The organism is Candidatus Accumulibacter phosphatis, from assembly GCF_012939955.1.
Lineage (GTDB): Bacteria > Pseudomonadota > Gammaproteobacteria > Burkholderiales > Rhodocyclaceae > Accumulibacter > Accumulibacter delftensis.
On sequence record NZ_SPMY01000044.1, the window covers coordinates 1 to 26,303 of the forward strand.

A 26,303-nucleotide genomic window follows, 5' to 3' on the forward strand; every position below is an offset into this window, starting at 1 on the left:
CGGGAGAAGGGGCAGGGGAAGAGGGAAACGGTCATGACTTTCATGATTTGGGGTGTCTCCACGTGTCATGACCGTTAATGTGAAAGTCGCGCAAGCGACTCACGAAGCTCCCTTCTCCCTCGCGGGAGAAGGGTCGGGGAAGAGGGAAAACGGTCATGACTTTCATGATCTGAGGTGTATGCATTGTCATGACCGTTAGACGATATCCAGATGGCCGATGCCGGCGGTGAGGTCGCGGTCTTGCGATTCCTTGCCGTGCAACTTGATCTGCAGGCGTAGATCGTTGAGCGAGTCCGCGTTGCGCAAGGCGTCCTGATAGTTGATCTGACCGCCTTCGTAGAGATCGAACAGCGCCTGGTCGAAGGTCTGCATGCCCAGTTCGCGCGAGCGCTTCATGACCTCCTTGATCTCGTGCACCTGTCCCTTGAAGATCAGGTCGGAGATCAACGGCGAGTTCAGCAGCACCTCGATTGCTGGTACTCGTCCCTTGCCGTCCTTCTTCGGCAGCAGGCGCTGCGAGACCAGCGCACGCAGATTCAGGGAAAGGTCCATCAACAACTGGTGACGGCGCTCTTCGGGGAAAAAGTTGATGATCCGGTCGAGCGCCTGATTACTGCTGTTGGCATGTAGCGTGGCCAGGCAGAGGTGCCCGGTCTCAGCGAAAGCAACGGCGTAGTTCATGGTCTCCCGGTCTCTGATTTCGCCCATCATGATCACGTTCGGTGCCTGCCGCAGGGTGTTCTTCAGCGCCACTTCCCAGGAGTCGGTGTCAACGCCGATTTCGCGTTGCGTGACGATGCACTTCTTGTGCTCGTGCACAAACTCGATCGGGTCTTCTATGGTGATGATATGGCCATAGCTATTGCAGTTACGGTGATCAAGTAGTGCGGCCAGTGACGTGGTTTTTCCCGTGCCGGTGCCGCCGATGAAGATGACCAGGCCGCGGCTGGTCAGTGAGATGTCCTTGAGGACCGCTGGCAAGGCCAGTTCGTCCAGGGTTGGCACCACCAGGTTGATCGTCCGGCAGACCACCGCGACGCGCCCCTGTTGCACCAGCGCATTGACGCGAAAGCGACCGATGCCCGATGGTGAAATGGCGAAGTTGCATTCCTTTTTTTTCTTCAAACTCGGTCGCTTGACGGTCGTTCATGATCGAGCGTGCAAGCTCGGCAGAGTGCTGCGGCAGTAGCGGCTGGTTGGATACCGGCATGACCTTGCCGTCGATCTTGATCGCCGGCGGGAAATGGGCGGTGATGAACAGGTCGGAACCGTTCTTCTGCGTCATTAGCCGCAGCAGTTCGTGCATGAACTTCAGCGCTTGGTCGTGCTCCATGCTTTCTCTCCTGCTCGCGAAGCGGGTCTAGACGTTGGCGAAGGTGTCTTTGTTGGCGGCCTTGCTCTTGGCTTCCACTGCCGAAACGATATTGCGCCGGACGAGTTCGACCAGGTTCTGGTCAAGCGTTTGCATACCATGTTGCTGACCGGTCTGTAGTGCCGAGTACATCTGCGCCACCTTGTTCTCGCGGATCAGGTTGCGGATTGCCGGCGTGCCGAGCATGATCTCGTGCGCGGCGACTCGCCCCTGGCCATCCTTGCTCTTCAGTAGCGTTTGCGAAATCACCGCGCGTAGCGACTCGGAAAGCATCGAGCGAACCATTTCCTTCTCGGCAGCCGGGAAGACGTCGACGATACGGTCGATGGTCTTGGCCGCGCTCGATGTGTGCAGTGTGGCGAATACCAGGTGTCCGGTTTCGGCGCCGGAGAGTGCCAGGCGGATGGTTTCCAGATCGCGCATTTCGCCAACCAGGATGACGTCCGGGTCCTCGCGCAGCGCCGAGCGCAGCGCATTCTGGAATGACAGCGTATGCGGTCCGACTTCGCGCTGGTTGATCAGGCACTTCTTCGACTGGTGAACGAACTCGATGGGATCCTCGACGGTCAGGATGTGGCCGTACATGTTCTCATTGACATGATTGACCATCGCCGCCAGGGTGGTTGATTTGCCTGAGCCGGTAGGGCCGGTGACCAGCACGATGCCACGGGGAAACTCGGAGATGCTCTGGAAGATCTTTGGACAGTTGAGTTCTTCGAGGGTCAGCACTTTCGACGGAATCGTCCGGAAGACGGCACTGGCGCCGCGGTTCTGTACGAAGGCGTTGACGCGAAAACGTGCCAGATTCGGGATTTCGAAGGAAAAGTCGCATTCCAGCGTCTCTTCGTACTGTTTGCGCTGGCCGTCGCTCATGATGTCGTACACCCTGGCGTGGACGTCCTTGTGCTCCATCGCCGGCAGGTTGATGCGGCGCACATCGCCATTGACCCGGATCATTGGCGGCAGGCCCGATGACAGGTGCAGGTCGGAAGCCTTGTTCTTGACACTGAAGGCCAGTAGTTCGGTGATGTCCATCCGGTTCGGTCCTCGGGCGGTGGGCGGGGCGCGGTGCTATACTCGCGGTAACCTGCGTAGCTCCCGATTATGACCTTACTCTCCGCCAAGCTGCAAGCCGTTCTCGCGCGAATCGCCAGCGCCGCGCGGCAGTACGGACGTGACCCTGGCGATGTTCGCCTGCTCGCGGTCAGCAAGACCTGGCCTGCTGCGTGCGTTTGTGAGGCGGCACTTGCCGGGCAGGCTGCTTTTGGTGAGAGCTTTGTCCGGGAAGGTCTCGAGAAAGTGGGGGCACTAGCTTCCCTGGGGCTGGACTGGCATTTTATCGGTGCCGTGCAGAGTAACAAGACCCGTTTGCTTGCCGAGAATTTCAACTGGGTGCATTCTATCGACCGCTTGCGAATTGCCGAACGTCTTTCCGAACAAAGGCCTGCGTCACTGCCGCCGCTGTCGGTCTGTCTGCAGGTGAATGTCAGTGGCGAGGCCAGCAAGGGCGGGGTTTCGCCTGCCGCAGCCTTGGCCTTGGCGCAGGCGGTTGGCGTGCTGCCAAACTTGCGCTTGCGTGGGCTGATGACCGTTCCTGCGCGCAGTGACGTCTTTCTGGAACAGCGCCGTCCGTTTCGCATGCTGCGTGAACTGTCCGAACAACTGCAAGCCGGCGGGCTGGCGCTGGATACGCTTTCGATGGGTATGTCGCACGATCTGGAAGCGGCGATCGCCGAGGGAGCAACCTTGGTGCGTGTGGGTACCGCGATTTTTGGTGAGAGACACAAAGCATGAGAATTACTTTCCTGGGTGGCGGCAATATGGCCAACGCCTTGATCGGTGGCTTGGTGAAAACCGGGTTCTCGGCCGCCGATATCGCCGTTATCGAGGTCGGTGCGCAGGGGCGCGCCAAGCTGCGCCTGATGTACGGAATACGTTGTTACGAGGCACCAACAGCCGCTGCGCTCGACTGCGATGCGCTGCTGCTATCGGTCAAGCCGCAGCAAATGCACGCTGCCTGTGCGACGCTCCCCAAGCGCCTCAAGCAGCAATTGATTATCAGCATTGCTGCCGGCTTGCGCCTGGCAGACATTGCTCGCTGGCTCGGCGGCTATAGCAAGATCGTGCGCGCGATGCCCAATACCCCGGCACTGATCGGTGCCGGCATCACCGGCCTGTGCGCGCTGCCGGCGGTCTCGATGGCCGAGCGGTTGGGTGCCGAGCGCATCCTGCAAGCCGTCGGCAGTACGCTGTGGGTGGCCGATGAGGAGCAAATGGACGCCGTTACCGCGGTTTCTGGCAGCGGGCCGGCGTACGTCTTCCTGTTCATCGAGACCTTGCAGCAGGCCGCGACGGAACTCGGTCTGACGCCAGTCCAGGCGCGCCAGTTGGCCATCGAAACGGTACTCGGTGCGGCCAAGCTGGCGGTGCAGTCAGATGAAGCCGCCGCCGTGCTACGTGAGCGTGTCACCTCGAAAGGCGGAACGACCGAAGCCGCCCTGCAAGTGATGGAAGACCGCGGCGTCAGGGAAGGCTTCATCGCTGGCGTGCAGGCGGCCAACGCGCGCAGTCGTGAACTGGGCGTGCTGCTGGGAAAGGATAGTTGATGGCGGGGCAGGCGGTTTTGTTTCTGTTGCAGGTGGTCACCGGTGTGCTGAGCGTTGCGCTGCTGTTGCGCTTTTACATGCAGGCTTTTCGGGTGTCGTTCAACAATCAGGTCGGCACTTTCGTTGTCGACCTGACCAACTGGCTGGTCAAGCCTCTGCGCAAAGCGCTGCCCGGCCTGTGGGGACTCGATCTGGCGAGCCTTTTGCCGGCGTATCTGCTGCAGCTTGTTCTTGTCGTCGCCGTCGTTTCACTACAGGGCGGGAGCGAAGCCCGGTCAGCGCTGGACCTGCTGCCGATTCTGCTCTGGCAGGGCGTGCTGGCTACCCTGCGCATGAGTATCTATCTGCTGATTGGTGCCCTGCTGGTACAGGCCGTATTGTCGTGGGTCAGTCCGTATTCGCCTCTGAGCCAGCCTGTCGGGCAGCTGACCAGGCCTTTTCTCGAGCCTATTCAGCGTTTCGTTCCGCGCATCGGGGTGGTCGACCTGTCGCCCTTGATCGCCATCGTCCTGGCGCAGCTAGTGCTGATGTTTCTCTAGTCGGTGGCCGACTGGCTACGCGAGAGCGGCGCTACGCTGACCCTCAATGTCCATGTTCAGCCGGCAGCAAAGCGTAGCGAAATCATTGGCCTGCACGGGGACGCGCTGAAAGTCCGCTTGGCGGCGCCTGCGATCGACGGTCGCGCGAATGCCGCGCTGCTCGAATTTTTAGCGCAGCGGCTGGGGCTGGCCAAGTCGCTGGTCGAGCTGAAGAGTGGCCACAACTCGCGTCGCAAGGTCTTGATGTTGCGCGGCGTGTCGGCGGACACGCTACGGCGGCTTCTCGGGCAGTGAGCGGCGCTTAAGGCGATTTCTGTCAAAAAACCTACCATCCTGCTTGTCTTTTCGCCCGTCTTCTGTGTTGCGACAGCAGTTACATAGTTCGACTATGCGCCTGTTGTCGCGCCTTGAAGCCGACCGAAAATCCGGCGCAATCTGGTATGTTCTTTTCCGGCAATCGCCTAAGCCTCGAAAACGATGCGTCCGCCGACCAGCGTCATGCGCACTCTGCCGCTCATTTCGTAACCCAGGTAGGGGCTGTTCTTGCCCTGGCTGCGCAAGGCCTCGGGGCTAACGCGCCAAGCTTCGTCAGGGTCGAAGATGCAGATGTCGGCGCGACTGCCGACGCTCAGCGAACCGCCGTCGATGCCGAGGATTTCGGCCGGATCGCAGGTGATGCGGGCCAGCGCTTCGGCCAATGGGAGCTGCACCTGTTGCGCCCACAGCAGTGTCAGTGGCAGCAAGAGCTCCAGGCCGGTGGCCCCGGGTGTGGCCTCGGCGAATGGCAGTTGCTTGCCATCTGCATCGACCGGGGTGTGGTCCGAACAGATGGCCGCGAGGCCCTCCCGAACGGCGGCGCGGAGCGCGTCACGGTCGCTCTGTGCGCGCAGCGGCGGGTCGAAGCGAGCGTTGCTGTCGAAGTAGCCGATGTCCATTTCCGAAAGATGCAGGTGGTGGATCGACACGTCGCAGCTGACCGGCAGCTGCGAACGCTTTGCTGCCCGGACCAGTTCGACGCCGGCAGCCGAGGACAAACGCGAAAGATGCAGGCGGACCCCGGTTTCGGAAGCCAGTTGCAGCGCCGTGGCGATGGCCACGGTTTCCGCCGACACGGGTATCCCGGTCAGCCCCAGCCGTGACGCGACTTCGCCATCGTGGGCAACGCCATCACGGGCGAGAAACTGGTCTTGCGGTCGCAGGCGCAGCGCGTACGAAAAAGTGGCCGCGTACTGCATGGCACGCAGCAGCAATTGCGTGTCAATCGGCTGGTTGGCCTGCGAGAAGCCAATGCAGCCGGCACGCGCGAGGCCGTTCATTTCTGCAAGCCGCTGGCCTGCCAGGGCCTGCGTCAAGGCGCCGATCGGATAGACGCGCGCCAAACCAAGCGTTTCGCTGCGTCGTACCAGGCGTTCGATGAGCCCCGGCTCGTCGAGCGGTGGCTTGGTGTCCGGCGGGCAGGCCAGCGAGGTGACGCCGCCAGCGACGGCGGCGGCGAGTTCGGGTTCGATGCCGCCCAGCCTGGTCGACAGATCGACCAGGCCAGGGCAGACGATCAGTCCGCTGGCGTCGACGCTGCGGTCCGCCGAGAAGCCGGCGGGCGGCTGGCCGATGGCGGCAATGCGTGCGTCGCTGACGAACAGGTCGAGCGGCTCATCGAGGCCGTTCCTGGGATCGATCAGCCGCGCATTTCGGATGTGGAGGTTTTGCCTGTTCATCGTTCAGTTCCCTGCCAGAATGCCCAGTACGGCCATGCGCACGGCGATTCCGAAGGTCACCTGCGGCAGGATTACCGCCTGTGGTCCATCGGCGACGTCGGAGTCGATTTCCACGCCCCGGTTCATCGGCCCCGGGTGCATGACGATGGCGTCCGGTTTGGCGAGTGCGAGGATCGCTGGCGTCAGTCCGTAACAGCTGAAGTACTCGCGGGCGGAAGGCAGCAGCGCACCGTTCATGCGTTCGTTTTGCAGACGCAGCATGATCACCACATCACAATCACGCACCCCTTCACGCAGGTCATGGCAGACGCGCACACCCATTCTTTCGATCGCGGCGGGCAGCAAGGTTTTCGGTCCCACGGCACGTACTTCGGCGGCGCCGAGCGTGGTCAGCGCGTTGATGTCCGAGCGTGCGACCCTGGAGTGCAGGATGTCGCCGACTACCGCGACTACCAGATTGCTGAAATCCTTCTTGTAGTGGCGAATGGTGTACATGTCGAGCAGACCCTGCGTCGGGTGGGCGTGTCGTCCGTCGCCGGCATTGACCACGTGCACGTCGTTTCGTCCGAGGCGGCGCAGATGCTCCGTGATCAGGTGCGGGGCGCCACTGGCCGCATGCCGTACGACAAACATGTCAGCATGCATGGCGATCAGGTTGTCGACGGTGTCGAGCAGGGTTTCACCCTTGGCGGTCGACGAGCGCGTCACGTCGAGGTTGATGACGTCCGCGGAGAGGCGTTTGGCGGCAATTTCGAAAGTGGTCCGCGTGCGCGTGGAATTCTCGAAAAAGACGTTGAAGACGCTCTTGCCACGCAACAAGGGTACCTTCTTGACGTCACGATCCGAGACTTCGATGAAGCTCGACGCAGTATCGAGGATCTGATGAATCAGTTCACGCGGTAAACCCTCGATGGACAGCAGGTGCGTCAGCTCACCATTGGCGTTGAGTTGTGGGTTATGCATTGCCGGCGAGACTCCACTGCAGCTGAGCGTCGGCATCCGCAGAGAGCAGCAGCTCCTGCGTCGGGTCGAGATCGACCTGCCAGGTGCAGAAGTCGGCGCAAATAGGTAGCTGACGCTGGCCGCGATCGGCCAGTACGGCGAGCTGGATACTCGCCGGTCGACCGTAGTCAAACAGTTCGTTGATTGCCGCCCGTGTCGTGCGTCCGGTGTATAGCACGTCGTCGACCAGGATCAGCGGCCGGCCTTCGACATCAAAGGGGATCGACGTCGGCCGGACGCGTGGATGCAGGCCTTTCTCGCCGTAATCATCGCGGTAGAAGGAGACATCGATCAGGCCGATCTCGTTGTTCAGTTCGAGCAGATCACGCAGCCGTCGGGCAACCCACACGCCGCCGCTGTGAATGCCGACCAGGACCGTGTCCGGTCGCAGCCGGGGGCGGATAAGTTCAGCGAGTTCTCGGCATTGCACGTCGGCGTCGGGGAGTTCAATGGCTGGCATCTGTTTGCTCGTCAGGGGCTGGTGAAGGCATGTAGGGGTGTCGGAAAAGGCGTGTTTTGGCGCCTACGGAGACTGCTGCATCAGGGGCTCGCACCGCTGTCGAAATAGTCCTGCAAGATCAACTGGGCGGCGACGGCATCAAGATGCTTGCCGGCCTTGCGCGAGTTGTGCCCGGCCGAACGGAGGCTTTCCTGGGCGGCGACCGATGAAAGCCGTTCGTCGGCGTAGTCGACGCTGAGCCCGAAGCGGCCGCGCAGCTGATTGGCGAAACGTTCGCAGCGAGCGGTCATGGCGTGTTCGTCGCCGTCGAGCGACAGGGGTCGTCCGACGACCAGGGAGCGCGGCTGCCATTCCTGGATCAGGGTGGCGATGGCGGCGAAGCGCGGTGCGTTCGCCTCGCCGTGAATGGTGGTCAGTGCGTGCGCTTGCCGTACTTGCCACTCGCCCGTCGCGACCCCAATCCGTTTTTCTCCAAAGTCGAAAGCGAGCACGGCGCCAGTCGCCTGGCCGCTGCTCTCAGGCATGACCGACTTGGTCGGCAAGGTTGGTAAGGCTGACCCCCAACAGGTCCAGTGCCGAGGCAAGGCGTTCCTCGTAGGGCAAGTCGAAGAGAATCGGCAGCTCGGCAGCGACGGTCAGCCACGCGTTCTGGGCCAGTTCGTGTTCGAGTTGGCCGGCAGACCAGCCGGAGTAGCCGAGGGTGACCATCAAGTCCTGCGGTTGGCCTTTCTCGGCGACCGATTGCAGTATGTCGCGCGAACTGGTGAGGCCGACCTGCTCGTTGATCACCAGCGTCGATTGCCATTGGCCGAGCGGTCGGTGCAGGACGAAGCCACGATCGGTCTGTACCGGCCCCCCGAAAAGAACCGGCAGCTGGGCAAAGCCTTCGCTCGCCAGCGGGACGTCGATTTTGCCGAGCAGCGTTCCCAGACTCATGTCGATCGGTCGATTGACGATCACACCCAGCGCTCCACGCGCATTGTGTTCGGCAATGTAGACCAAGGTCCTGGCAAAATACGGATCTGCCATGGCCGGCATGGCAATGAGAAAATGGTCGGTGAGGTTGATGCTTTTCATGGTCTTATTTTAATCGGCGGCGGCGGCGGACACAAAGGTAATCCATGCTCGATTCCATTCTGGTCTGGTTTCGGCGCGATCTGCGTGACATTGATCACGTTGCGCTTGGCGAAGCCCTGCGGCGAGGAAGGCGCGTCCATTGCGCGTTTCTCTTCGATCGCGAAATTCTCGATTCCCTGGTCAGGCGCACCGACCGACGCGTCGAGTTTATTCGTGAATCCTTGCTTGAGCTCGACGCCGCTCTGCGCCGGCGCGGCGGCGGCTTGCTGGTACGCCATGGCTGGGCTGTTGAGGAGATCCCCCGGCTGGCTGGCGAGCTCGGCGTCGCCGCGGTTTTTGCCAATCGTGATTACGAGCCGCAAGCCAAGCGCCGCGATGCCGCGGTAAGCGCTGCCTTGAACGCCAGCGGTATCGCCTTCGAGTCTTTCAAGGACCAGGCGGTGCTTGACGGCGACGAAGTGCTGACCCAGGCTGGGCGACCGTTTACGGTGTTTACCCCGTACAAGAAAGCCTGGCTGAAGCGCCTGACCGAGGACGACGTGCAGCCCGGCGAGGGCGGTGCCGGGACCTTGGTCAGGCCGCCCAATGTGCAGCGGCTGCCTGCGTTGGCGGAACTCGGTTTTGCCGCCACCGACCTGCGCGCCTTGGGCTTTGTTCCGGGGATGTCGGGCGCGCGGCAATTGCTGGCCGATTTTCTCGGGCGAATTTCTGGCTACCGGCAGCAGCGCGACTTTCCGGCTGTGAAAGGGGTGTCCTACCTCTCGGTCCACCTGCGTTTCGGGACCCTCTCGATTCGCGAGCTGGTCGCCGAAGCGATTGCCGCGGGCGCCTTGCGGCCCGGCCATGAGGGCGCTGCGACCTGGCTTTCGGAGCTTGTCTGGCGCGACTTCTACTTCATGATTCTCGATCGCTTCCCGCAGGTTGCCGAGCGTGCATTCAAACCGGCCTACGAGGCCATCACCTGGGAGCAAGGGCCGCCTGCCGAGCAGGCCTTCGCCGCCTGGTGCGCCGGCCGTACCGGCTATCCGCTAGTCGATGCCGCGATGCGCCAGCTCAATGGCACGGGCTACATGCACAATCGCCTGCGCATGCTGACCGCTTCATTTCTGAGCAAGGATTTGGGTGTCGACTGGCGGCGCGGTGAGGCTTATTTTGCCGCCCAGCTGAATGATTTCGATCTCGCCGCCAACAACGGCGGCTGGCAATGGGCGGCCTCGAGTGGCTGCGATGCACAACCCTATTTCCGGATCTTCAATCCATTGCTGCAGTCGGAGCGCTTTGACCCCGCCGGCAAGTTCATTCGCCGCTACCTGCCGGAACTGGCTGCCGTCCCCGACCGCTTCATCCACGCGCCATGGCGGATGAGCCTGTCTGAGCAGGTTGCTTGCGGAGTGCGTGTCGGACGCGATACGCCGGCACCGCTGGTCGACCATCAGCAGGCCAGGCAGTTGACCCTGCAGCGCTACGCGGTCGTCAAGGGCCTCGCTGCTCCCTGACGTGTGCGGCTACCAGGCGCAGCAGCTCCTCTTCCTGATAAGGCTTGCCCAGGTAGTGATTGACGCCCAGTTCGAAGGCGTAGTGACGGTGCTTTTCGGCCGTCCGCGAGGTGATCATGACAATCGGGACGCCCCGCAAGCGCTCGTCGGCACGCACGTTGCGCGTCAACTCGAAGCCGTCCATGCGTGGCATTTCGATGTCCACCAGCAGCACATCGGGGACGATCGCCACCAGTTGTTCGAGGGCATCGACGCCATCCTTGGCGGTCATCACCTGGTAGCCTTCACGGGCCAGCAGGCGGCTGCTGATCTTGCGCACGGTCAGCGAGTCGTCGACGATCATCACCGTCGGCAGGGTGGCGGCGACACTGCCGGTACTCGCCGCATGGCGTAGCGTCGGTAGCGGCGAAACGGGGATCGCCGTACGCGGGCGACTGGCCAGCGCAACCGGATTCAGGATCAGTAGCACCTGGCCATTGCCAAGCACCGTCGCTCCCGACACGCCGATGACCCGCGCCAGCTGTGGTCCGATATTCTTGACCACCACTTCCTGATTGCCCAGTACTTCGTCGACTTGTAGCGCTACGCGGCGGGTGCCGCTGCGCAGCAGCAGGACCCAGTACTGGCTATGCCGTTCGGGCAGCGCTTGTGGCTCGCCGAGGAGGTGTGGCAGATAGTGGAAGGGATAGGGATTACCGCTCCACAGCGCGGCATTGGCCTCGCGAATACGTGTCAACCCCTTTTCCCTGAGGTCGAGTACCTGCTCGATCATTGCCGCCGGAATTGCATACTCGCGCTGGCCGGAGCGCACCAGCAAGGCCTTGGTGACCGCCAGCGTCAGTGGCAGATAAAGGCGGAAGGTCGTCCCCTGGTCGGGCGTGGACAGGACTTCAATGCGGCCGCCAAGGCTGACGACGGCACTCTTCAAGACATCCATGCCGATGCCGCGCCCGGCCAGGCGCGAGATGCCGCTGGCCGTCGAGATGCCTGGTGCAAAGATCATCTCCACGATCTGCGCTTCGTCCGCGGCCTGCTCCTCGTTGAGCAGGCCAGCGGCCAGGCCGCGCTCGCGCAAGCGCTGCAGGTCGAGTCCGGCGCCGTCATCGGCAAAGGCGACAATGACCTCGTTTCCTTCCTGCGTCAGCTTCAGAGACAGTTCGCCGATTTCCGGCTTGCCCTTGGCCAGACGCTGCGGCGTATTTTCAAGGCCGTGGGCGATGGCGTTGCGCAGCATGTGTTCGAGCGGCGCCAGCATCTTGTCGAGGACCGTGCGGTCGAGCTGCAACTGGCCACCACTGATTTCCAGATTGGCGCGCTTGCCGAGTTCCTTGCCGGCCTGGCGGACAATTCGGTACAGGCGATCGGCAATACTGCTGAATGGCACCATGCGCACCGACATCAGCTCTTGCTGGAGTTCGCGGTTCAGACGCGATTGTGCGAGGATGGCCGCATTGGCGTCGTCGAGGTTTTTCAACAGATTCTGTTGCACGGTGGCGACGTCGTTGACCGATTCGGCCATCATCCGGGTCAGTTCCTGAAAACGCGTGAAGCGGTCGAATTCGAGCGGGTCGAAATCGATCGGGCGGCGTTCATCGGCCAGCGCCGTGCGTGACTGCATCTGCAATTCGGCCTGCAGTTCGATATCCCGCAATTGCCGGCGCAGACGGATCACGTTTTCGGTGAGGTCGAGCAGGGAGCCTTTGATGGCCCGCATTTCGCCTTCGATCCGCGACCGCGCAATCGAGAGTTCGCCGGCTTCATTGACCAGGCGATCGATCAGGTCGGCGCGCACGCGCAGCAAGGCACGCTGTTCGCCGCCATCGCTTTCGCCTTCCTGCTGTTGCTCGGGCGCTTCCGCAGGCGCATCGTGGTCGGCAGCCGTCCACGCCAACTCGGCGTCCGAGGCAATTTTTCCGACGGCCTCGTCGGGGACGTCGACCGGGGCGTCGCCGAGCTCGCCACGTTGCAGCCGTTCGACAATCTGGACGATGACGTCGAAAGCGTTGTCGATGTCGTCGATCAGTTCGAGCGGCGAATTTTCCGCCTGCTGCGCTTCCGCCATGCGCGTTTCGATGGCATGCGTCAGCTCGCCAAGGTTCATCGCGCCGGCCATGCGTGCGCTACCCTTGAGGGTGTGGAACAGGCGCGCCAGACGCCGCAGGGCGTCGCTGTCGGAAGGCTTGCTGCGCCAGGCGCGCAATTGCGTGGCAATGCTCTGGGTGAGATCGAGCGCCTCTTCCAGAAATAGCGGCAGGAGCTGCTCGTCGAGCTCATCCTGCATTTCCGGGACCTCGAGTCCGCTTCCGCTCAGCGCTGCCGCTGACGGTTGCGTTGCCGTGACCGGCGCCAGCTGTGGTCCGGCCGTTGCTGATACCCGCTCGTGGACCTCCAGTACTTCACCATCCAGGGCTGCGGCGCTGGTTTCACCGCCTTCGCTGTCTCCGCTGCCGGCGTCGCCTCCCTCCTCGGCAAGCGCTGCCCGTTTTTCGACGGACAGCTCCAGGTACAGCGCTGCAAGCGCATCGATCAGTACCGGTGCTGCTTCGGGCTCGTGGAAGCCGGCGACGTCCGTCAGCATCAGGGCCAGTCCGGCGATTGCCTGACGGATCGTTTCCAGCGCTCCGACACTGTCCGGATTGGCCGCCTGGTTGCGCCGCGACACGGCGTGTTCGAGGGCCATGCTCAGGTGATTCACTGGCTCGATACCTACCGTTCCGGCGATGCCGGCCAGCGTATGAGCGGCACGGTACATCTCGTGCGTGGTGGGTGCCAGTGGGTCGCTTTCGAGAACCGTGAACTCATGCTGCAGCGTTGCCAGGTGAGCTCCCGCCTCTTCGTTGAAAATCTCGGCGAGCGCCGAGGTGATGGTCAGCCTCTGGCGTAGGCTGCGTTCATCGCCGGCGCGATCATTGGGTTCTGCCGCTGCTTCCGGCAAAGGCGTTTCGATGGCGCTGCTGTCCTCGCTGGCGCGCAGCAGCGACGCGGCCAGGGCCATCATTGCCGTGGCATCGGGCGCCTGAACCTTGCCGGTCTTCAGATGTTCGACCCAGATGACAAAGACGCTGTAGCCCTGGCCGAGTAGGTCGACGAGCGCTGGCGTGACTTCGTGCTCCTGGCGCAGCCACAGGTTGAGAACCTGTTCGACCGACCACGCCGCTTCACCGAAATCCCTGAGTCCAACCATCCGGCCACTGCCTTTGAGTGTATGCACTGCACGGCGGATGGCGGTCAGCAACTCCGTCTCGTGCGGCTGCGTCTTCAGCAACTGGAAGTTGTGGTCGATGCTGGCCAGTACCTCTTCCGCCTCGGCAAGGAAAATTTCCAGGATTTCGGCGTCTAACTCCTCGTTAGTGGCCTGTGAGAGCTGGATCGTTTCAGCCGAGGGGAGTGGTGTCTCGGTGGTTTGCGGCTTGAGCGCGGCCATTGTCGCGTCGAGCTGTGCGCCGGCGTCGCCAGCGGCGGCCAGCACCGACAGCAGTTGCTTGATCTGTGGTCCGCCGTCCTTGTCGCCTACTAGATCGCTGTCTTTTTGCAGGGCCGCGAGATGTTTGGCGACTTGCTTGCGCAGCTGGGCATCGTCTGGTTGTTCCTTGAGCGCTTGCAGCAAGGCGTGCGCGTCGAGTTTTTGCTGCTCGAGTTCCTTTTCGACCGTCGCTGCGGGTTCCTCGACGAGTACCTCGCGGCCAGTGCTGGACTCCATCTTTCTGACGAAGGCATCGAAGTCCGTCGCACCGTGCTGCAGGGCGTCGACGAAAAAGCCAAGCAGCGACAGTTTTTCCGCCAGTTGCTCGAAGTCGGTCTCCAGCGGCACATAGTCTGCTGCGGAGAAAGCCTTGATGTCGGCGGCGCACTTTTTCAGCACCACAACCGCCGTCTCGTGGCGCATCATGGTCAGCGCACCGATGACCTGTCGCATCGGCGTTTCCAGGCCTGCAAGATCGGCGCCTTTGTCGACGTCCCGGAAGAAACCGTCGAGTACCTGTTCGACGTGCGTCAGGTTGTTCTGGATCTCCCGGGCCACCTGGCTGATCAACAGCTTTTCCTGCGCCTGGCGAGACATTTCGTCGAGTGATGGCAGTTCCGATTCCGGTGACAGTGGCTTTCCGGAAAGGCAGCCATGAATCCGATCGACCATTACATTGACCTGGTGCGTGAAGCTGCCGTCCAGGTACTGGATGTTTCCCTGCGCATTCAGCGCCAGCAGGATGGCCGTAGCCGTTTCCATGGCCAGCGCTTCGCTGTGCTTTATCGGCGCCTTGAGCAGGAATTCGGCCACCTCTCCGATGGCCTGAACCAGGCGGCAAAAGTCGGCCTGGCCAAGTTCTTCGACCACCGCTGCCAAGGCCGTGGCGTTGCTGCGGAACGTCGGCAGTGCCTGCGTGCTGCCGGCACAAAACTTGTTCCAGGACTCTTCTGTGCCGGCGATCGCTTCACGCAAGCGACGGCGGACGGATTCCTCAGCGACCGCTGTTTCGGGCGCCGCACCGGGCAGCAGCGCGGCCAACTGGTAGGCTTCCTGGACGCGGTTGACGGCGCGCTGCTTGCTGACCGCGTTGCCGACCAGATACAGCGCGTCGCGCATCAGACGTTCGGCGACATTGCTCGAACCTTCGAGCAGTCGCCGAATCTGCAGGTCGATGCGCGTGCAAAGTTGCCTGGCATCGGCATCCGCTGGCAGCGCCCGTTCGGCCAGCGCGGTCAGGAAGGCGGTGGCTACCCACCAGAAAGCACGGGCGGAGGGTAGTTCCTGGAGGGCATCGATGCGTTTGACGGCGTTGAGCATTTCCGGCACGCCGGCACCGCTCTGCGGCGCACGCAACCACGACAGCAGGCCGCGCTGGAAGTAAGCGCGCTGCTGCCGCAGGCGACTGTGAAACTCGCCGCCGCCAATTTTCGGGCTACTGCCGTTACGACGGGGGGGGCGTACGCGCAGGTCGGGGAAGAAGAGATCGGTCGCCAGAACACGTTCTTGTCCGCGCGCCGCCTGCAGTTCTCGATACACGGGTAGCAGGCGAAGGGCTTGGTTTGGCTGGCCGCCGATCAGGTCATCGAGGTAGTGACGAAGGCTGGCCATTGCGCGTCGTGCCAGCTCGATGTGGGTTGCGCTGCACGGCTGCTCCTGACGTTCGACCGCCTCGAGGAGGGCTTCCAGCGCTTCCGTAAACTGGGTGACGCCGTCGAGACCGACGATGGTCAGCGCGCCCTGCACCTGGTGCAGGTGGGTACGACAGAATCTGACCTGGCCGAGGTCGGCGTTGGCGACGGCCACGCTTGCCGCAAGCTCATGCAGTGCCTTGTCGGCACGCTCCAGCGCGAGGTCGATCTCGCTCTTGACCCAGGTCAGCGGGCCGATATCGAAGTCCGTCTGGGCATTCATCCGGGAAGGGTTCTCCACTCCAGTCTATAGCCGCGGGCGTTCAAGTAACTTTGAAACCGGCAACCGAGCCTTTCAGTTCTGTCGCCAGACCGGCCAGCTCGCCAATTGCCGTCGCCGTTTTTTGTGTGCCGGCCGTCGTTTGCCCGGTGACCAGCAGGATGTCCTGCATTTTGCGGGCCACTTTGGTGGCCAATTCCGATTGCTGACGGGTGGCGCCGGCGATGGTTTCGATCAAGGCCGTGAGCTCGCTCGAAACTTCACCGATCTTGGCCAGGGCCTGACCTGCGGCGTCCGACAGTCGCGCGCCGTCGACCACGCCGCGGGTCGATTCCTCCATCGCCGAGACGGTGTCCTGAGTGTCGGTCTGAATGGTCCTGACGATCGCACCTATCTGCTTGGTCGCTTCGCCCGAACGTTCGGCGAGGCGCTGCACCTCTTCGGCAACGACCGTGAAGCCGCGCCCGGCTTCACCAGCTGAGGCCGCCTGGATGGCGGCGTTGAGCGCCAGGACGTTGGTCTGCTCGGTGATGTCCGAGATCAGTTCGACGATTTCACCGATTTCCTGGGACGACTCGCCGAGACGCTTGATCCGCTTCGAGGTTTCCTGAATCTGGTCGCGGATCTTGTTCATTCCCTTGATCGAGTCCTCGACCGCCTTGGTGCCTTTGGCGGCCGCCGCCAAGGACTGCCGGGCGACGGTAGCCGACTGCTTGGCATCGCCGGAGACGTTGGTCATTGACGTTGACATGCTCAGCACCGACTGACCGGCCGATTTGATTTCGGTGGTCTGCCGCTCGGCAGCGGCGAGCAGCTCGGCAGAGGTCTGTTGCGCCATTCCGGTGGCGTCGGTGACGCGGCTGGCAGCATCGTTGATGCGGCCGACGAGGACGCGCAGCTCTTCAATGGTGTAGTTGATGGAGTCGGCGATGGCGCCGGTGATGTCCTCGGAGACGGTCGCGGTGACTGTCAGGTCGCCGTCGGCGAGGTCGCCGAGCTCGTTCATCAGGCGCAGGATGGCGCCTTGATTCTGGCGGTTCACCGCCTCGGTTTCCTGGCGGCTGCGTTCGGCGGTCTCCGCCTGTCGCTTGCTCTCCGTAAGATAGCTCCTGGCCAACAGGAACAGCAGGCCGATGGCAAGCACGATCAGGCCGGCGAGAGCGAAGCCGTAACCGGTGCGCTTCATGACGTTGGCTTGGTAAGCCTGGGCCAGCTGCTCAGTGGCATGAAGCAGCTCCTCGCTGTCACGAAAGATCTGCGAACCTGCCTGCTTGGCAATTACCAGGCGCTGCAGATTGCCGAGAATGCCGCCAACGGCAGTCCGGTATTCGCTGAAACTGGTATCGAGTTCGCCGAGCTTCTGCTTGGTATCGGCGTCGGTGGTGGCACTGATGCGCAGCACCTCGCTGCCTTTGCTCAAGGCATTGATGTGGTCACGAAAGGTGTTCGTGTCCTTGCCCAGGAGAAAGGCGACCTCCGCGTCGATGGCGTCGCCGACGAGCAGTGCATTGGCGTTCTTGGCAATCCTCTGAGTAAGCATCACCAGCTGGTTGGCGACGGCTATGTCGCGGATGCCGGCACTGTTCTGCAGCTTGAGTGCGGCGATCTGCTCCGAGCGGTCGAGGAGTTGCGGGTTCTTGTCGTTGATCGAGGCGACGTCCTTGCCGAGCGAGATCAGGTTTTTCTCCATCTCCAGCAGGCGGCCGGCATTGGTGTCGGTCTTCTTCCAGGCCTCGGTCAGGAACAGCAACTGCGGGTGCACGCTTGCCGGCGATGCGGGCACCAGTGTAGCGCCCAGTTCGCCACCATTGATCAGTCGGTCGAGGCTGGTCACGAAACTGTCGCGCGAATCCCTGAGTTGCTTGAAAGCCGCCGCATCGCCAAGCAAAGCCAGGCTGGATGCCTTGGCCAGTCGCTGCGAGAGCATGCCCATGTCAGCGGCAGTGGCGATGTAGGCGGTGCCGTAGGTTGACTGTCGGTCGTCACGATAAACCACGGCGGCAATGATCAGCATCACCAGCAGCAGCGTGCCGCCAAGAATTTGTAGTTGTTTGGCAACCGGGTAGCGGCCGAGGACAGGCAGCGGAAATGGGGTCTTCCCTTGATCGCCGCTCGTCGGCTGGTGTGCATCCATCACCGTGCGAGCATCCAGGGTCTCGCCGGCCGGGTCTGTCGTACCGGACAAGAAACTCGGCAGCTTGGACTTCAACGTCATATTGCTTCTCCGGTTACACGGTGGCTACGGTGTGACTGATGGTAGCCGAGGAGAGTTTATTCATGGATGTGGCTCACACGCCAATGTCCATGAACGCCTCGTCGGCCAGCAGTTCCCGCACCTTGAGTTTCTTCCAGCGCCGCCCTTCGTTGTCGCTGTATGACTCCTGTGCCCAGGCCGGCGCTGCCGGATCGGACGCTTCGAGGTGCAAGGCTTCGACGTTACGTAGGCCGATCATGCGCGTGACCAGCAAGGCGGCGTTGCTGCCGTGGCGGGTGCCGATCAACAACAGGCGCGAACTCGCATTCTGCGGCGTCGCTTCCTTGCCAAGAAAGGCTGACAGATCGACTGCCGAGTAGAGGTTGCCGCGGATATTGGCGACGCCGGCGAACCACGGCTGGGTCAAGGGAACGCTCGTCAGCGGGGTCAGCGGAACGATTTCGCCGGAGTCGGTCAGGTCCAGGAGCCAGTAGTCCGAACCCGCCTGAATACCCAACAAGCCGGCGGAACTCTGATTGCCCATGCCGGCGAGCCGTGCCGCCAGGTAAGACTGAAAATCGTGCAGGCTGATCTTTTTGGTCATGCGCTTGCTGGCAGTCAGAGTGCTGCAATTTTGGCCAGCAGCTCGGGGCCGTTGACGGGTTTGACCAGGTAATCCTGCGCGCCCTGGCGCAAGCCCCAGATCTTGTCGGTTTCCTGCCCTTTGGTGGTGCACACGATGACGGGGATGTTGCGAGTCGCCTCGTCACGTGTCAAGGTGCGGGTTGCCTGGTAGCCATTCAGGCCTGGCATGACCACGTCCATCAGGATCAGGTCCGGCAATTCGCTTTTCGCCTTGGCGATTCCCTCTTCGCCACTGTTGGCGGTAATGACCTCATAACCGCTGCTGGTCAGTAGTGCTTTCATGACATGGCGCTCGGTAGGCGAATCGTCAACGACGAGAATTTTCTTGATGGTCATGGCGTTGGGCTTCCTCAGGCTGACGGCGGTGCAAAAGTGGCGACCGCTTGCAGGAGGCTGTCTTTGGTGAATGGCTTGGTCAGATACTGGTCCGAGCCGACCATGCGGCCGCGCGCACGGTCGAACAAGCCATCCTTCGATGACAGCATGATCACTGGCGTGGAGCGGAAACGCTGGTTCTTCTTGATCAGCGCACAGGTCTGGTAGCCGTCGAGTCGCGGCATTACGATGTCACAGAAAATGACTTCTGGCTGATGGTCCGCGATTTTTGCCAAGGCATCGAAACCGTCCTCTGCCAGCAGCACCCGGCAGCCGGCCTGGACAAGGAAAATTTCCGCGCTACGGCGTATGGTATTGCTGTCGTCAATGACCATGACCTTGACGCCGCGCAGGCTTGCCGCTTCAGCCAATTGTCTCCTCCAGGGTGCGTCAGGTTTTTATCTTGAGGACGTCGCTGTTCGGACGTCATCTCCTGCTGACATTACTATAACGCATTGTCTTCAAATCTCGACCATTTCGAAGTCTTCCTTGCGCGCACCGCACTCTGGACAGGTCCAGTTGATGGGAACATCCTGCCAGCGAGTGCCAGGGGCGAGGCCTTCGTCGGGCAGGCCGGCTGCTTCGTCATAAATGAAGCCGCAGGTGAGGCACATCCAGGTGAGGTAGTGGTGGTCGTTTGCTGTGTTCATGGCTACCGTCAGTTTTCGGTTAGAATCGGCGAAAAACCCGTAGATTCTAGCCAAACCCCTCTCTTGCTGCCAAGGTTTTCTTTTCGACAGAAAATCTTCGCTTACCGCGGTTGCTTATTGATGACCACCTATCCTGTGCACATGCCGCCACCGATCGTGTTGAGTTTCGCGGCCAGCGACCCCTCTGGCGGCGCCGGCTTGCAGGCCGACCTGATGACTGCCTCGGCGCTCGGCTGTCACGCTTTATCGGTGATCACGGCGTTGACGGTTCAGGACTCTCTCGGAGTCGCCAGTATTTTCGCCATCGCTGCCGACTGGGTCGAACGTCAGGCGCGGACCCTGCTGGAGGACATGCCGGTAGCAGCGTTCAAGATCGGACTCCTGGGCAGTGCCGAGAACATGCACGTCATCGCCGAAATTCTCGCCGATTACCCGCATGTGCCGGTGGTTCTCGACCCGGTACTGGCCTCCGGGCGCGGCGACGAACTGGCCGATGACGAAATGATTGCCACGCTGCGCGAGGTCTTGCTGCCGCGGACCACGATCCTGACGCCGAATTCGCTGGAAGCGCGTCGCCTCGCTGACGAGGCGGAAGAAGGGGAGGGCATGGATGCGCCCCGGGCCCTAGATGACTGCGCGCAGCGCTTGCTTTCCTTCGGTTGCCAGTACGTGTTATTGACTGGAACGCATGACAATACGCCACGCGTTGTCAATAGCCTCTACGGCCGCGAGAGCGGGCTGTTGCGCAGCGACGTCTGGGACCGCCTGCCCGGCAGCTATCACGGTTCGGGTTGTACGCTGGCCTCGGCGATAGCCGCTCATCTCGCCAGTGGCCTGCCGGTGAGCGAGGCGGTGCAGGCGGCGCAGGCGTACACCTGGCAAGCACTGGCGGCCGGTTTTCGTGCGGGCATGGGCCAGTACCTGCCGGATCGCTTCTTCCGCTTGCGCGCTGGCAGCGGAGCTCTCCTTGTCTGACACGATTTGCTCGCTCATGCAGCAACGGAAGCAGGATCCCCAGCAGCCGCTGCGCGGCCTCTACGCGATCACCCCTGATTGCCTGGCCGCGACCGTCCTGCTGGAGCGGGTTCGGGAGGCCTTGCAGGGCGGCGCGGCCTTTGTCCAGTATCGCGACAAGGGCGGTGACGCGGCTCGCCGGGCGGAGACCGCGCGCGCTTTGCTCGTGCTTTGCCGGCAGTTCGGCGCCCGTTTGCTGATCAACGACGACCTGGCGCTGGCGCTGGCGGTAGGCGCCGACGGGCTGCACCTGGGCGCCGCCGATGGCCAGCTGTCGGCCGCGCGCGAGGCGCTTGGCGGCGCTCGTCTGCTCGGCGCTTCGTGCTACAACGACTTCGAGCGCGCCCGCGCTGCCGCGGCGGCTGGCGCGGACTACCTGGCCTTTGGCGCCATGCACCCCTCGTCCAGCAAGCCGCTGGCGGTGCGTGCCTCGCCGTCGCTGATTACTCGCTGTTGCGCCGAATTGCAGCTGCCGGCCTGTGCCATTGGCGGTATAACCGTCGAGAATGCCGCGCCGCTGCTGGCTGCCGGTGCCGATCTGCTGGCGGTGATCAGTGATCTCTTCGAGGCCCCCGACGTGGCGTCGCGCGCCGCCGCTTATCAACAACTATTCGAGGAAAATGCTCTTGATCTCCCAAAATCAACAACTCTTTGAGCGTGCCCAGAAGCACATACCGGGTGGCGTGAACTCGCCGGTGCGTGCTTTTCGTTCGGTCGGCGGGACGCCGCGCTTCTTCGTTGCCGGCTCCGGCGCCCATGTCACCGATGCCGACGGTCAGCGCTACATCGACTATGTCGGCTCCTGGGGGCCGTTGATTCTCGGGCACGCGCATGCGGGCGTGCTGGCGGCGGTTCAGGAAGCGACGCTGCGCGGGCTGTCTTTCGGCGCGCCGACCGAAAGCGAGGTCGATATGGCCGATCTGTTGTGTGAGTTGCTGCCTTCGCTGGAAATGGTGCGCCTGGTCAGTTCCGGGACCGAGGCAACGATGAGCGCCATCCGCCTGGCGCGCGGCCATACCGGGCGTGACCTGCTGATCAAGTTCGAGGGCTGCTACCACGGCCATTCCGACAGTCTGCTGGTCAAGGCCGGTTCGGGGATGCTGACGCTCGGCAATCCGAGTTCCGCAGGCGTGCCTGCTGACCTTGCCCGGCAAACCCTGGTTCTCGACTACAACGATAGCGCCGGGCTCGAAGCGGCGTTTGCCGAGCACGGCGCGAAGATCGCGGCGGTAATCGTCGAAGCGGTCGCCGGAAACATGAACCTGGTCATGCCGCGGCCGGAATTTCTGCAGACGATGCGCAACTTGTGCAGCGAGCACGGCGCAGTGCTGATTTTCGACGAGGTGATGACCGGTTTCCGGGTCGGCCTCAAGGGCGCGCAGGGGCTGTACGGCATCACGCCGGACCTGACCACGCTTGGCAAAGTGATCGGCGGCGGCCTGCCGGTGGGTGCCTTCGGCGGTCGTCGGGAAATCATGGCCCAGGTGGCGCCCCTTGGTCCGGTCTATCAGGCGGGCACCCTGTCCGGAAATCCGGTGGCTGTGGCGGCGGGCCTGGCGACTCTGAAGCGCGTCCGCGCGAGCGGTTTCTACGAGCAATTGACGCAGCGTACCCGGCAGCTGACCGATGGCTTGCGAGCTGCGGCAGCCAAAAACGGCGTCCCGTTTTCAGCGCAGGCAGTGGGCGGCATGTTCGGACTCTACTTCCGTTCCGAGTGTCCGCAGACCTACGCCGAAGTGATGAGTTGCGATGTGCATGCCTTCAACCGCTTCTTTCACGGTATGCTCGACGCCGGCCACTACTTCGCTCCCGCCGCTTACGAAGCCGGTTTCGTTTCGGCAGCGCATGAGGAGGCCGATATTGCGGCGACTGTCGCTGCTGCCGAAGCGCTGTTCAAGGCCTGGTGATGGGGATGGTGTTTGGCCGCCTGGTGCAGCGTGGGCAGGGCAGCCCTGTATTCAGGCGGTCCTGCGGTTGGCGGCGCGGTTGCTCTTGAGTCTGCGCTTCTCAAAATATTTCAGCCCGAAATACATGCAGCTGCCGATGCCCACCATGCCGACGAGCAGTGCCGAATAGGCGATCGGCCAGGGAATGCCCTCGGTCACCATCGTGAACTCCGACATGCCACCCATGCCGGCCAGGACGTTGATCGGCATGAAGATGACGCTGAGAATCGTCAGCCGCTTGATGTCCTTGTTCTGGTTGATGTTGATCGCGCTGTCGGTGGCATCCATCAGGAAGTTGATCTTGTTGAACAGGAAGGCGGTGTGGCCGTCGAGCGACTCGATGTCGCGCAGGATTTCCTTTCCGTCGGTCAGTTGCGCGTCGGAAAGGAAGCGGCCGCGCAGCAGGAACGACAGGGCGCGGCGGGTATCGAGCACGTTGCGCCGGGTGCGTCCGTTGATGTCCTCGGCCTCGGAAATGGCCGCCAGGATCTGCGTTGCTTCCTGGTCGGTGACGTGTGAACGGAGCACCTGCCTGCCGACCCGCTCGAGTTCCGCGTACACATCCTCCAGCGCATTCGCCGAGTACTCCACGTCAGCGGCGTAGAGGTCGAGCAGGACGTCCTTGCCGTCGGTCACATAGCCGGGCCGCGTGCGCGCGCGCGCGCGCTGCAGGCGGAACACCGGCAATTCCTCGGTGCGGATGGTGAACAGGATGTCGTTCTGCAGAATCAGGGCCACCGGGACGTTGCGCGACTCTTCCCTGGTATCGAGCAGAAAGTCCGAATGCAGGTGAATATGTCCTTCTTCATCGACGTAGAAACGGGCGCTGGCTTCCAGATCGGTGAGGCTGCCGGGGTCGGGCAAGTCGACTTCGAAGCGGCGGCCAATCCAGTTGCGGATTTTCTTCGTGGGCGCGATCAGGTCCACCCAGATCGGGTGCACGCCCTGCAGGTCTTCGGGGCGGGTAATGGCGATCTGACGCAGGTGGCCGGCGTGCAGTTCGAAAGCAGTGACCGCCGTTTTCTCGTTGCGGTAATGGCTGTCGTCGATCAACTCTTCGAGGATATCGTCGGAAAGTATGGCCAGGATCGGATCGGCGCCTTCCTTGACTTCTTCCCAGACCACCAGGCGCTCGTTGGGCTCCAGCGCTTCAATGATATAGGCAACTTCTTTCGGCGGCATCAGCCTGAGCTTCTGGCGCAGTTCGCGGCGATACTGTTGCTGGATCTCGGCGCTGGCTTCGTCGAGCGCCAGGCTGTCCTGGTCGCGCAACAAGGGCTCGACGAGTTCCTCGACGCGCTTTTGCAGCGAGAGCAGCGAACGCACCTCGTCGAGATGAACGTCGGCGAGTCCTTTTTCCAGCGCTTCGGGCGCCAGCCGCTTGTTTTCGTCGCTCAAGGTTGTGCCTCGCCGATGTGAATGCCGCACTATAAGGGGCGGGAGTTTAGCATTCCCGGAAGGGCAGGATGTTCGCGTTCGGGCGCTTTTTTTCGCAATCGAAACAAGTTGAAATCCTTGTCCCGCGAGCACTGTGGCAGCGCTGCCTTTTGTGCTGCGATGGCCTCTTTTCTGTTCTTGCGATCGCCTTGCATTCGTCCTAAAATCGCCCCCTTCTTTGCTTCTTTGCTTCCTCCTTGTGGCGGTTGACGAGAGACTCAGGGAGCGCCTTGCCAAATGGGGATCCGTGACCGGCTGCAGCCGCCTGCCCGCCCCGCCCTCAGGTCGCGGAAGACCCGCGGCAATCGTAGCAGCGTTAGCAGCATTCACGGAGAGGCGATGAGCGCCGAGAACGTAACACACGGCAACAGCCCGGGCTTGGCAGGGACCGCCCTGGCGGCGATGGGCGTCGTCTTTGGCGACATCGGCACGAGTCCGCTGTACACCATGAAGGAAGTCTTTGGCGGTCACCATCCGCTGCCGATCGATAGCGACAGCGTGCTGGGAATTCTCTCGCTCGTTTTCTGGGCGCTGACGATCACCGTTTCGCTCAAATACGTGCTGTTCATCATGCGTGCCGACAACAAGGGCGAGGGCGGCATCATGGCCCTCACGGCCTTGGCCCTGCGCACCGCGAATGCCTCGCCGCGCGTCTTGTGGATGTTGTCGGCCCTGGGCATCTTCGGCGCCGCGCTGTTTTACGGCGATGCCGTGATCACCCCGGCGATGTCGGTCCTCGCGGCAGTCGAAGGTCTCGAAGTCGTGGCGCCGCAGTTGGAGGCCTACGTCTTGCCGATCACCGTCGCCATTCTGGTCCTGCTCTTCGTATTTCAACGCCACGGCACGGCTGCCGTCGGCGCGTTGTTTGGCCCGCTGATGTTGTTCTGGTTTGCCACCCTCGGCGCACTTGGCTTGTGGAACGTGATCCAGCATCCGCACGTGTTGCTGGCGATCAATCCCTGGTATGCGCTGAGTTTCATTGTCGAACATCAGGGGTTGGCCTTCCTGGCGCTGGGTTCGGTGGTACTGGCGATCACTGGCGGCGAAGCGCTTTACGCCGACATGGGCCATTTCGGACGGCGGTCGATCAAGTGGGCGTGGTTCGCCTGCGTCTTTCCGCTGCTGTACCTCAACTATCTTGGCCAGGGAGCCTTGATTCTTGCCGACTCGACGGCGGTCGAAAACCCCTTCTTCCTGATGGCGCCCAGTGAGCTGCTGCGCGTACCGCTGGTCTTGCTGGCCACCGTGGCCACCGTGATCGCTTCGCAGGCGGTAATTTCCGGAGCCTTTTCGCTGACCAGCCAGGCCATGCAGTTGGGGTATTGTCCGCGCATCCGCGTCAAGTTCACGTCCGAACGCGAGAAGGGCCAGATCTACGTTCCGAACATCAACTGGCTGCTCCTGGCTGCAGTGATCGTCGTCGTCCTCGGCTTCCGCTCGTCGTCGAACCTGGCTTCGGCCTACGGCATTGCGGTCACCCTGACGATGATGATCGATACCCTGCTCGCCTTCGTCGTGGTGCGCGCACTGTGGCACTGGAGCTGGCCGCGCGCCGCGCTGTTCCTGGTTTTTTTTCGTAGTCGTCGACATTGCCTTCTTCTCGGCCAACGTGATCAAGATCCTTGACGGCGGCTGGTTCCCGCTGGCTCTCGGTCTGTCGGTCTTTGTCCTGCTGTCGACCTGGAAGCTCGGGCGCCGGCTGCTGTACGAAAAGCTCGAACAAGACACGATACCGCTCGACGCGTTCATCACGAGCCTCGAAGCCGGAGGACCGCACCGCGTCGACGGCACCGGCGTCTTCCTCACCGCCAACCCTGACGGCGTGCCGCGGGCCTTGCTCCATAACCTTTATCACAACAAGGTCCTGCACCAGTGCGTGGTGTTGCTGCACGTCGACGTCGAGGACGTCCCACGCATCGCCGAACCCGAGCGCGTGCGCGTCGAAGCATTCCCCGCCGGTTTTTACCGGGTGTTCGTCCGCTATGGCTTCAAGGACGAAGCGGACCTGCCGCAGGCGTTGGAACTGTGCGCCGGCCACGGCCTGTCGTTCGAGATGATGGAGACCTCGTTCTTTCTTGGCCGCGAGACGATCGTCACCATACCGATTGCTAGACGCTCGCGTATGGCCCTCTGGCGGCAGGTCCTGTACACTTGGATGTTCCGCAACGCCGACCCGGCGACTGCCTTCTTCAAGATCCCGCCGAACCGGGTGGTCGAGCTGGGTGCGCAGGTCGAGCTGTCGTAGCCCTTGCTTAACGGCTCGCGACTGCGTAGGCGATTGCCAGAAAAGAACGTACCAGATTGCGCCGGATTTTCGGTCGGCTTCAAGGCGCGACAACAGGCGCATAGTCGAACTATGTAACTGTTGTCGTAACACAGAAGACGGGCGAAAAGACAAGCA

At 62.3% G+C, this 26,303-nt stretch carries 21 protein-coding genes and 2 pseudogenes; 9 read left to right on the forward strand and 14 right to left on the reverse strand.

All coding sequences use genetic code 11. The features are described from left to right. Window positions 1-195: 195 nt before the first annotated feature. Window positions 196-1,333: pseudogene (locus E4Q23_RS15215) on the reverse strand (PilT/PilU family type 4a pilus ATPase). A 27-nt stretch (window positions 1,334-1,360) separates the two neighbouring features. Further along, window positions 1,361-2,407, reverse strand: a complete 1,047-nt coding sequence (locus E4Q23_RS15220) for a type IV pilus twitching motility protein PilT (RefSeq protein ID WP_169067424.1) — start codon at window positions 2,405-2,407, stop codon at window positions 1,361-1,363. Between the two features lie 69 nt (window positions 2,408-2,476). Here E4Q23_RS15220 and E4Q23_RS15225 point away from each other — a divergent pair, with 69 nt between their 5' ends. Genes E4Q23_RS15225 through E4Q23_RS15240 form a run of 4 tightly spaced genes read left to right on the forward strand, consistent with a single transcriptional unit; the run spans window position 2,477 to window position 4,811 of the window. Next, the gene (locus E4Q23_RS15225; protein WP_169067425.1) at window positions 2,477-3,166 is read left to right on the forward strand and encodes a YggS family pyridoxal phosphate-dependent enzyme; all 690 of its coding nucleotides are present in this window, start codon (window positions 2,477-2,479) and stop codon (window positions 3,164-3,166) included. Continuing rightward, window positions 3,163-3,978 (forward strand): pyrroline-5-carboxylate reductase, encoded by an 816-nt coding sequence (gene proC / locus E4Q23_RS15230; protein WP_169067426.1) that lies wholly within the window; start codon window positions 3,163-3,165, stop codon window positions 3,976-3,978. Before E4Q23_RS15225 ends, proC begins: the two co-directional genes overlap by 4 nt. Then, on the forward strand, window positions 3,978-4,517 hold the full coding sequence (locus E4Q23_RS15235; RefSeq protein ID WP_169067427.1) for a YggT family protein: 540 nt from the start codon (window positions 3,978-3,980) through the stop codon (window positions 4,515-4,517). The genes proC and E4Q23_RS15235 overlap by 1 nt, the downstream gene beginning before the upstream one ends. Window positions 4,518-4,520: 3 nt before the next feature. Further along, on the forward strand, window positions 4,521-4,811 hold the full coding sequence (locus E4Q23_RS15240) for a DUF167 family protein (RefSeq protein ID WP_169067428.1): 291 nt from the start codon (window positions 4,521-4,523) through the stop codon (window positions 4,809-4,811). Between the two features lie 167 nt (window positions 4,812-4,978). Here E4Q23_RS15240 and E4Q23_RS15245 read toward each other — a convergent pair whose 3' ends face one another. The 5 genes from E4Q23_RS15245 to E4Q23_RS15265 all read right to left on the reverse strand — a co-directional run bounded on the left by E4Q23_RS15245 (window position 4,979) and on the right by E4Q23_RS15265 (window position 8,771). Beyond that, entirely contained in the window at window positions 4,979-6,232 is a 1,254-nt protein-coding gene (locus E4Q23_RS15245) for a dihydroorotase (RefSeq protein WP_169067429.1), read from the reverse strand. Between the two features lie 3 nt (window positions 6,233-6,235). Beyond that, window positions 6,236-7,195, reverse strand: coding sequence for an aspartate carbamoyltransferase catalytic subunit (locus E4Q23_RS15250; RefSeq protein ID WP_169067430.1), 960 nt, complete (start codon window positions 7,193-7,195; stop codon window positions 6,236-6,238). Continuing rightward, window positions 7,188-7,694, reverse strand: a complete 507-nt coding sequence (gene pyrR, locus E4Q23_RS15255; RefSeq protein ID WP_211203779.1) for a bifunctional pyr operon transcriptional regulator/uracil phosphoribosyltransferase PyrR — start codon at window positions 7,692-7,694, stop codon at window positions 7,188-7,190. Before pyrR ends, E4Q23_RS15250 begins: the two co-directional genes overlap by 8 nt. An 80-nt stretch (window positions 7,695-7,774) precedes the next feature. Continuing rightward, the gene (gene ruvX, locus E4Q23_RS15260) at window positions 7,775-8,218 is read right to left on the reverse strand and encodes a Holliday junction resolvase RuvX (RefSeq protein ID WP_169067431.1); all 444 of its coding nucleotides are present in this window, start codon (window positions 8,216-8,218) and stop codon (window positions 7,775-7,777) included. Continuing rightward, the gene (locus tag E4Q23_RS15265) at window positions 8,211-8,771 is read right to left on the reverse strand and encodes a YqgE/AlgH family protein (RefSeq protein ID WP_169067432.1); all 561 of its coding nucleotides are present in this window, start codon (window positions 8,769-8,771) and stop codon (window positions 8,211-8,213) included. The genes ruvX and E4Q23_RS15265 overlap by 8 nt, the downstream gene beginning before the upstream one ends. A 44-nt stretch (window positions 8,772-8,815) precedes the next feature. On the opposite strand from E4Q23_RS15265, the gene E4Q23_RS15270 reads away from it, so the two are divergent. Further along, window positions 8,816-10,267: a cryptochrome/photolyase family protein gene (locus E4Q23_RS15270; RefSeq protein WP_169067433.1), complete on the forward strand. Its 1,452-nt coding sequence runs from the start codon at window positions 8,816-8,818 to the stop codon at window positions 10,265-10,267. Here E4Q23_RS15270 and E4Q23_RS15275 read toward each other — a convergent pair. From E4Q23_RS15275 to E4Q23_RS15300, 6 genes are all read right to left on the reverse strand, one after another. Further along, window positions 10,245-15,644 carry an Hpt domain-containing protein gene (locus tag E4Q23_RS15275; protein WP_169067434.1) on the reverse strand — a complete coding sequence of 1,800 codons (5,400 nt, stop codon included), beginning with the start codon at window positions 15,642-15,644 and terminating at the stop codon, window positions 10,245-10,247. The two genes, E4Q23_RS15270 and E4Q23_RS15275, sit on opposite strands and share 23 nt — an antisense overlap. Before the next feature lie 40 nt (window positions 15,645-15,684). Then, window positions 15,685-17,856, reverse strand: a complete 2,172-nt coding sequence (locus tag E4Q23_RS15280) for a methyl-accepting chemotaxis protein (protein ID WP_169067435.1) — start codon at window positions 17,854-17,856, stop codon at window positions 15,685-15,687. Window positions 17,857-17,929: 73 nt separating this feature from the next. Then, window positions 17,930-18,439, reverse strand: a complete 510-nt coding sequence (locus E4Q23_RS15285; RefSeq protein ID WP_169067436.1) for a chemotaxis protein CheW — start codon at window positions 18,437-18,439, stop codon at window positions 17,930-17,932. A gap of 14 nt (window positions 18,440-18,453) precedes the next feature. Beyond that, window positions 18,454-18,816, reverse strand: a complete 363-nt coding sequence (locus E4Q23_RS15290) for a response regulator transcription factor (RefSeq protein ID WP_169067437.1) — start codon at window positions 18,814-18,816, stop codon at window positions 18,454-18,456. 14 nt (window positions 18,817-18,830) lie between these two features. Beyond that, the gene (locus E4Q23_RS15295) at window positions 18,831-19,190 is read right to left on the reverse strand and encodes a response regulator (protein ID WP_211203784.1); all 360 of its coding nucleotides are present in this window, start codon (window positions 19,188-19,190) and stop codon (window positions 18,831-18,833) included. Between the two features lie 126 nt (window positions 19,191-19,316). Next, the gene (locus E4Q23_RS15300; protein ID WP_169067439.1) at window positions 19,317-19,505 is read right to left on the reverse strand and encodes a rubredoxin; all 189 of its coding nucleotides are present in this window, start codon (window positions 19,503-19,505) and stop codon (window positions 19,317-19,319) included. 120 nt (window positions 19,506-19,625) lie between these two features. On the opposite strand from E4Q23_RS15300, the gene thiD reads away from it, so the two are divergent. From thiD to hemL, 3 genes are read left to right on the forward strand one after another with little or no spacing between them, the layout of a single operon-like run. Beyond that, window positions 19,626-20,480, forward strand: a complete 855-nt coding sequence (gene thiD, locus E4Q23_RS15305) for a bifunctional hydroxymethylpyrimidine kinase/phosphomethylpyrimidine kinase (RefSeq protein ID WP_169067440.1) — start codon at window positions 19,626-19,628, stop codon at window positions 20,478-20,480. A 16-nt stretch (window positions 20,481-20,496) separates the two neighbouring features. Continuing rightward, complete coding sequence (gene thiE, locus E4Q23_RS15310; RefSeq protein ID WP_169067479.1) at window positions 20,497-21,174, forward strand: thiamine phosphate synthase; 678 nt, start codon at window positions 20,497-20,499, stop codon at window positions 21,172-21,174. Continuing rightward, window positions 21,146-22,426 (forward strand): glutamate-1-semialdehyde 2,1-aminomutase, encoded by a 1,281-nt coding sequence (gene hemL, locus E4Q23_RS15315; protein ID WP_169067441.1) that lies wholly within the window; start codon window positions 21,146-21,148, stop codon window positions 22,424-22,426. The genes thiE and hemL overlap by 29 nt, the downstream gene beginning before the upstream one ends. Window positions 22,427-22,477: 51 nt before the next feature. On the opposite strand, the gene E4Q23_RS15320 is transcribed toward hemL, so the two are convergent. After that, window positions 22,478-23,863, reverse strand: a complete 1,386-nt coding sequence (locus tag E4Q23_RS15320) for a CorA family divalent cation transporter (protein WP_169067442.1) — start codon at window positions 23,861-23,863, stop codon at window positions 22,478-22,480. Window positions 23,864-24,241: 378 nt separating this feature from the next. Here E4Q23_RS15320 and E4Q23_RS15325 point away from each other — a divergent pair. Beyond that, window positions 24,242-26,147 (forward strand): annotated as a pseudogene (locus tag E4Q23_RS15325) (potassium transporter Kup). Window positions 26,148-26,303 lie beyond the last annotated feature (156 nt).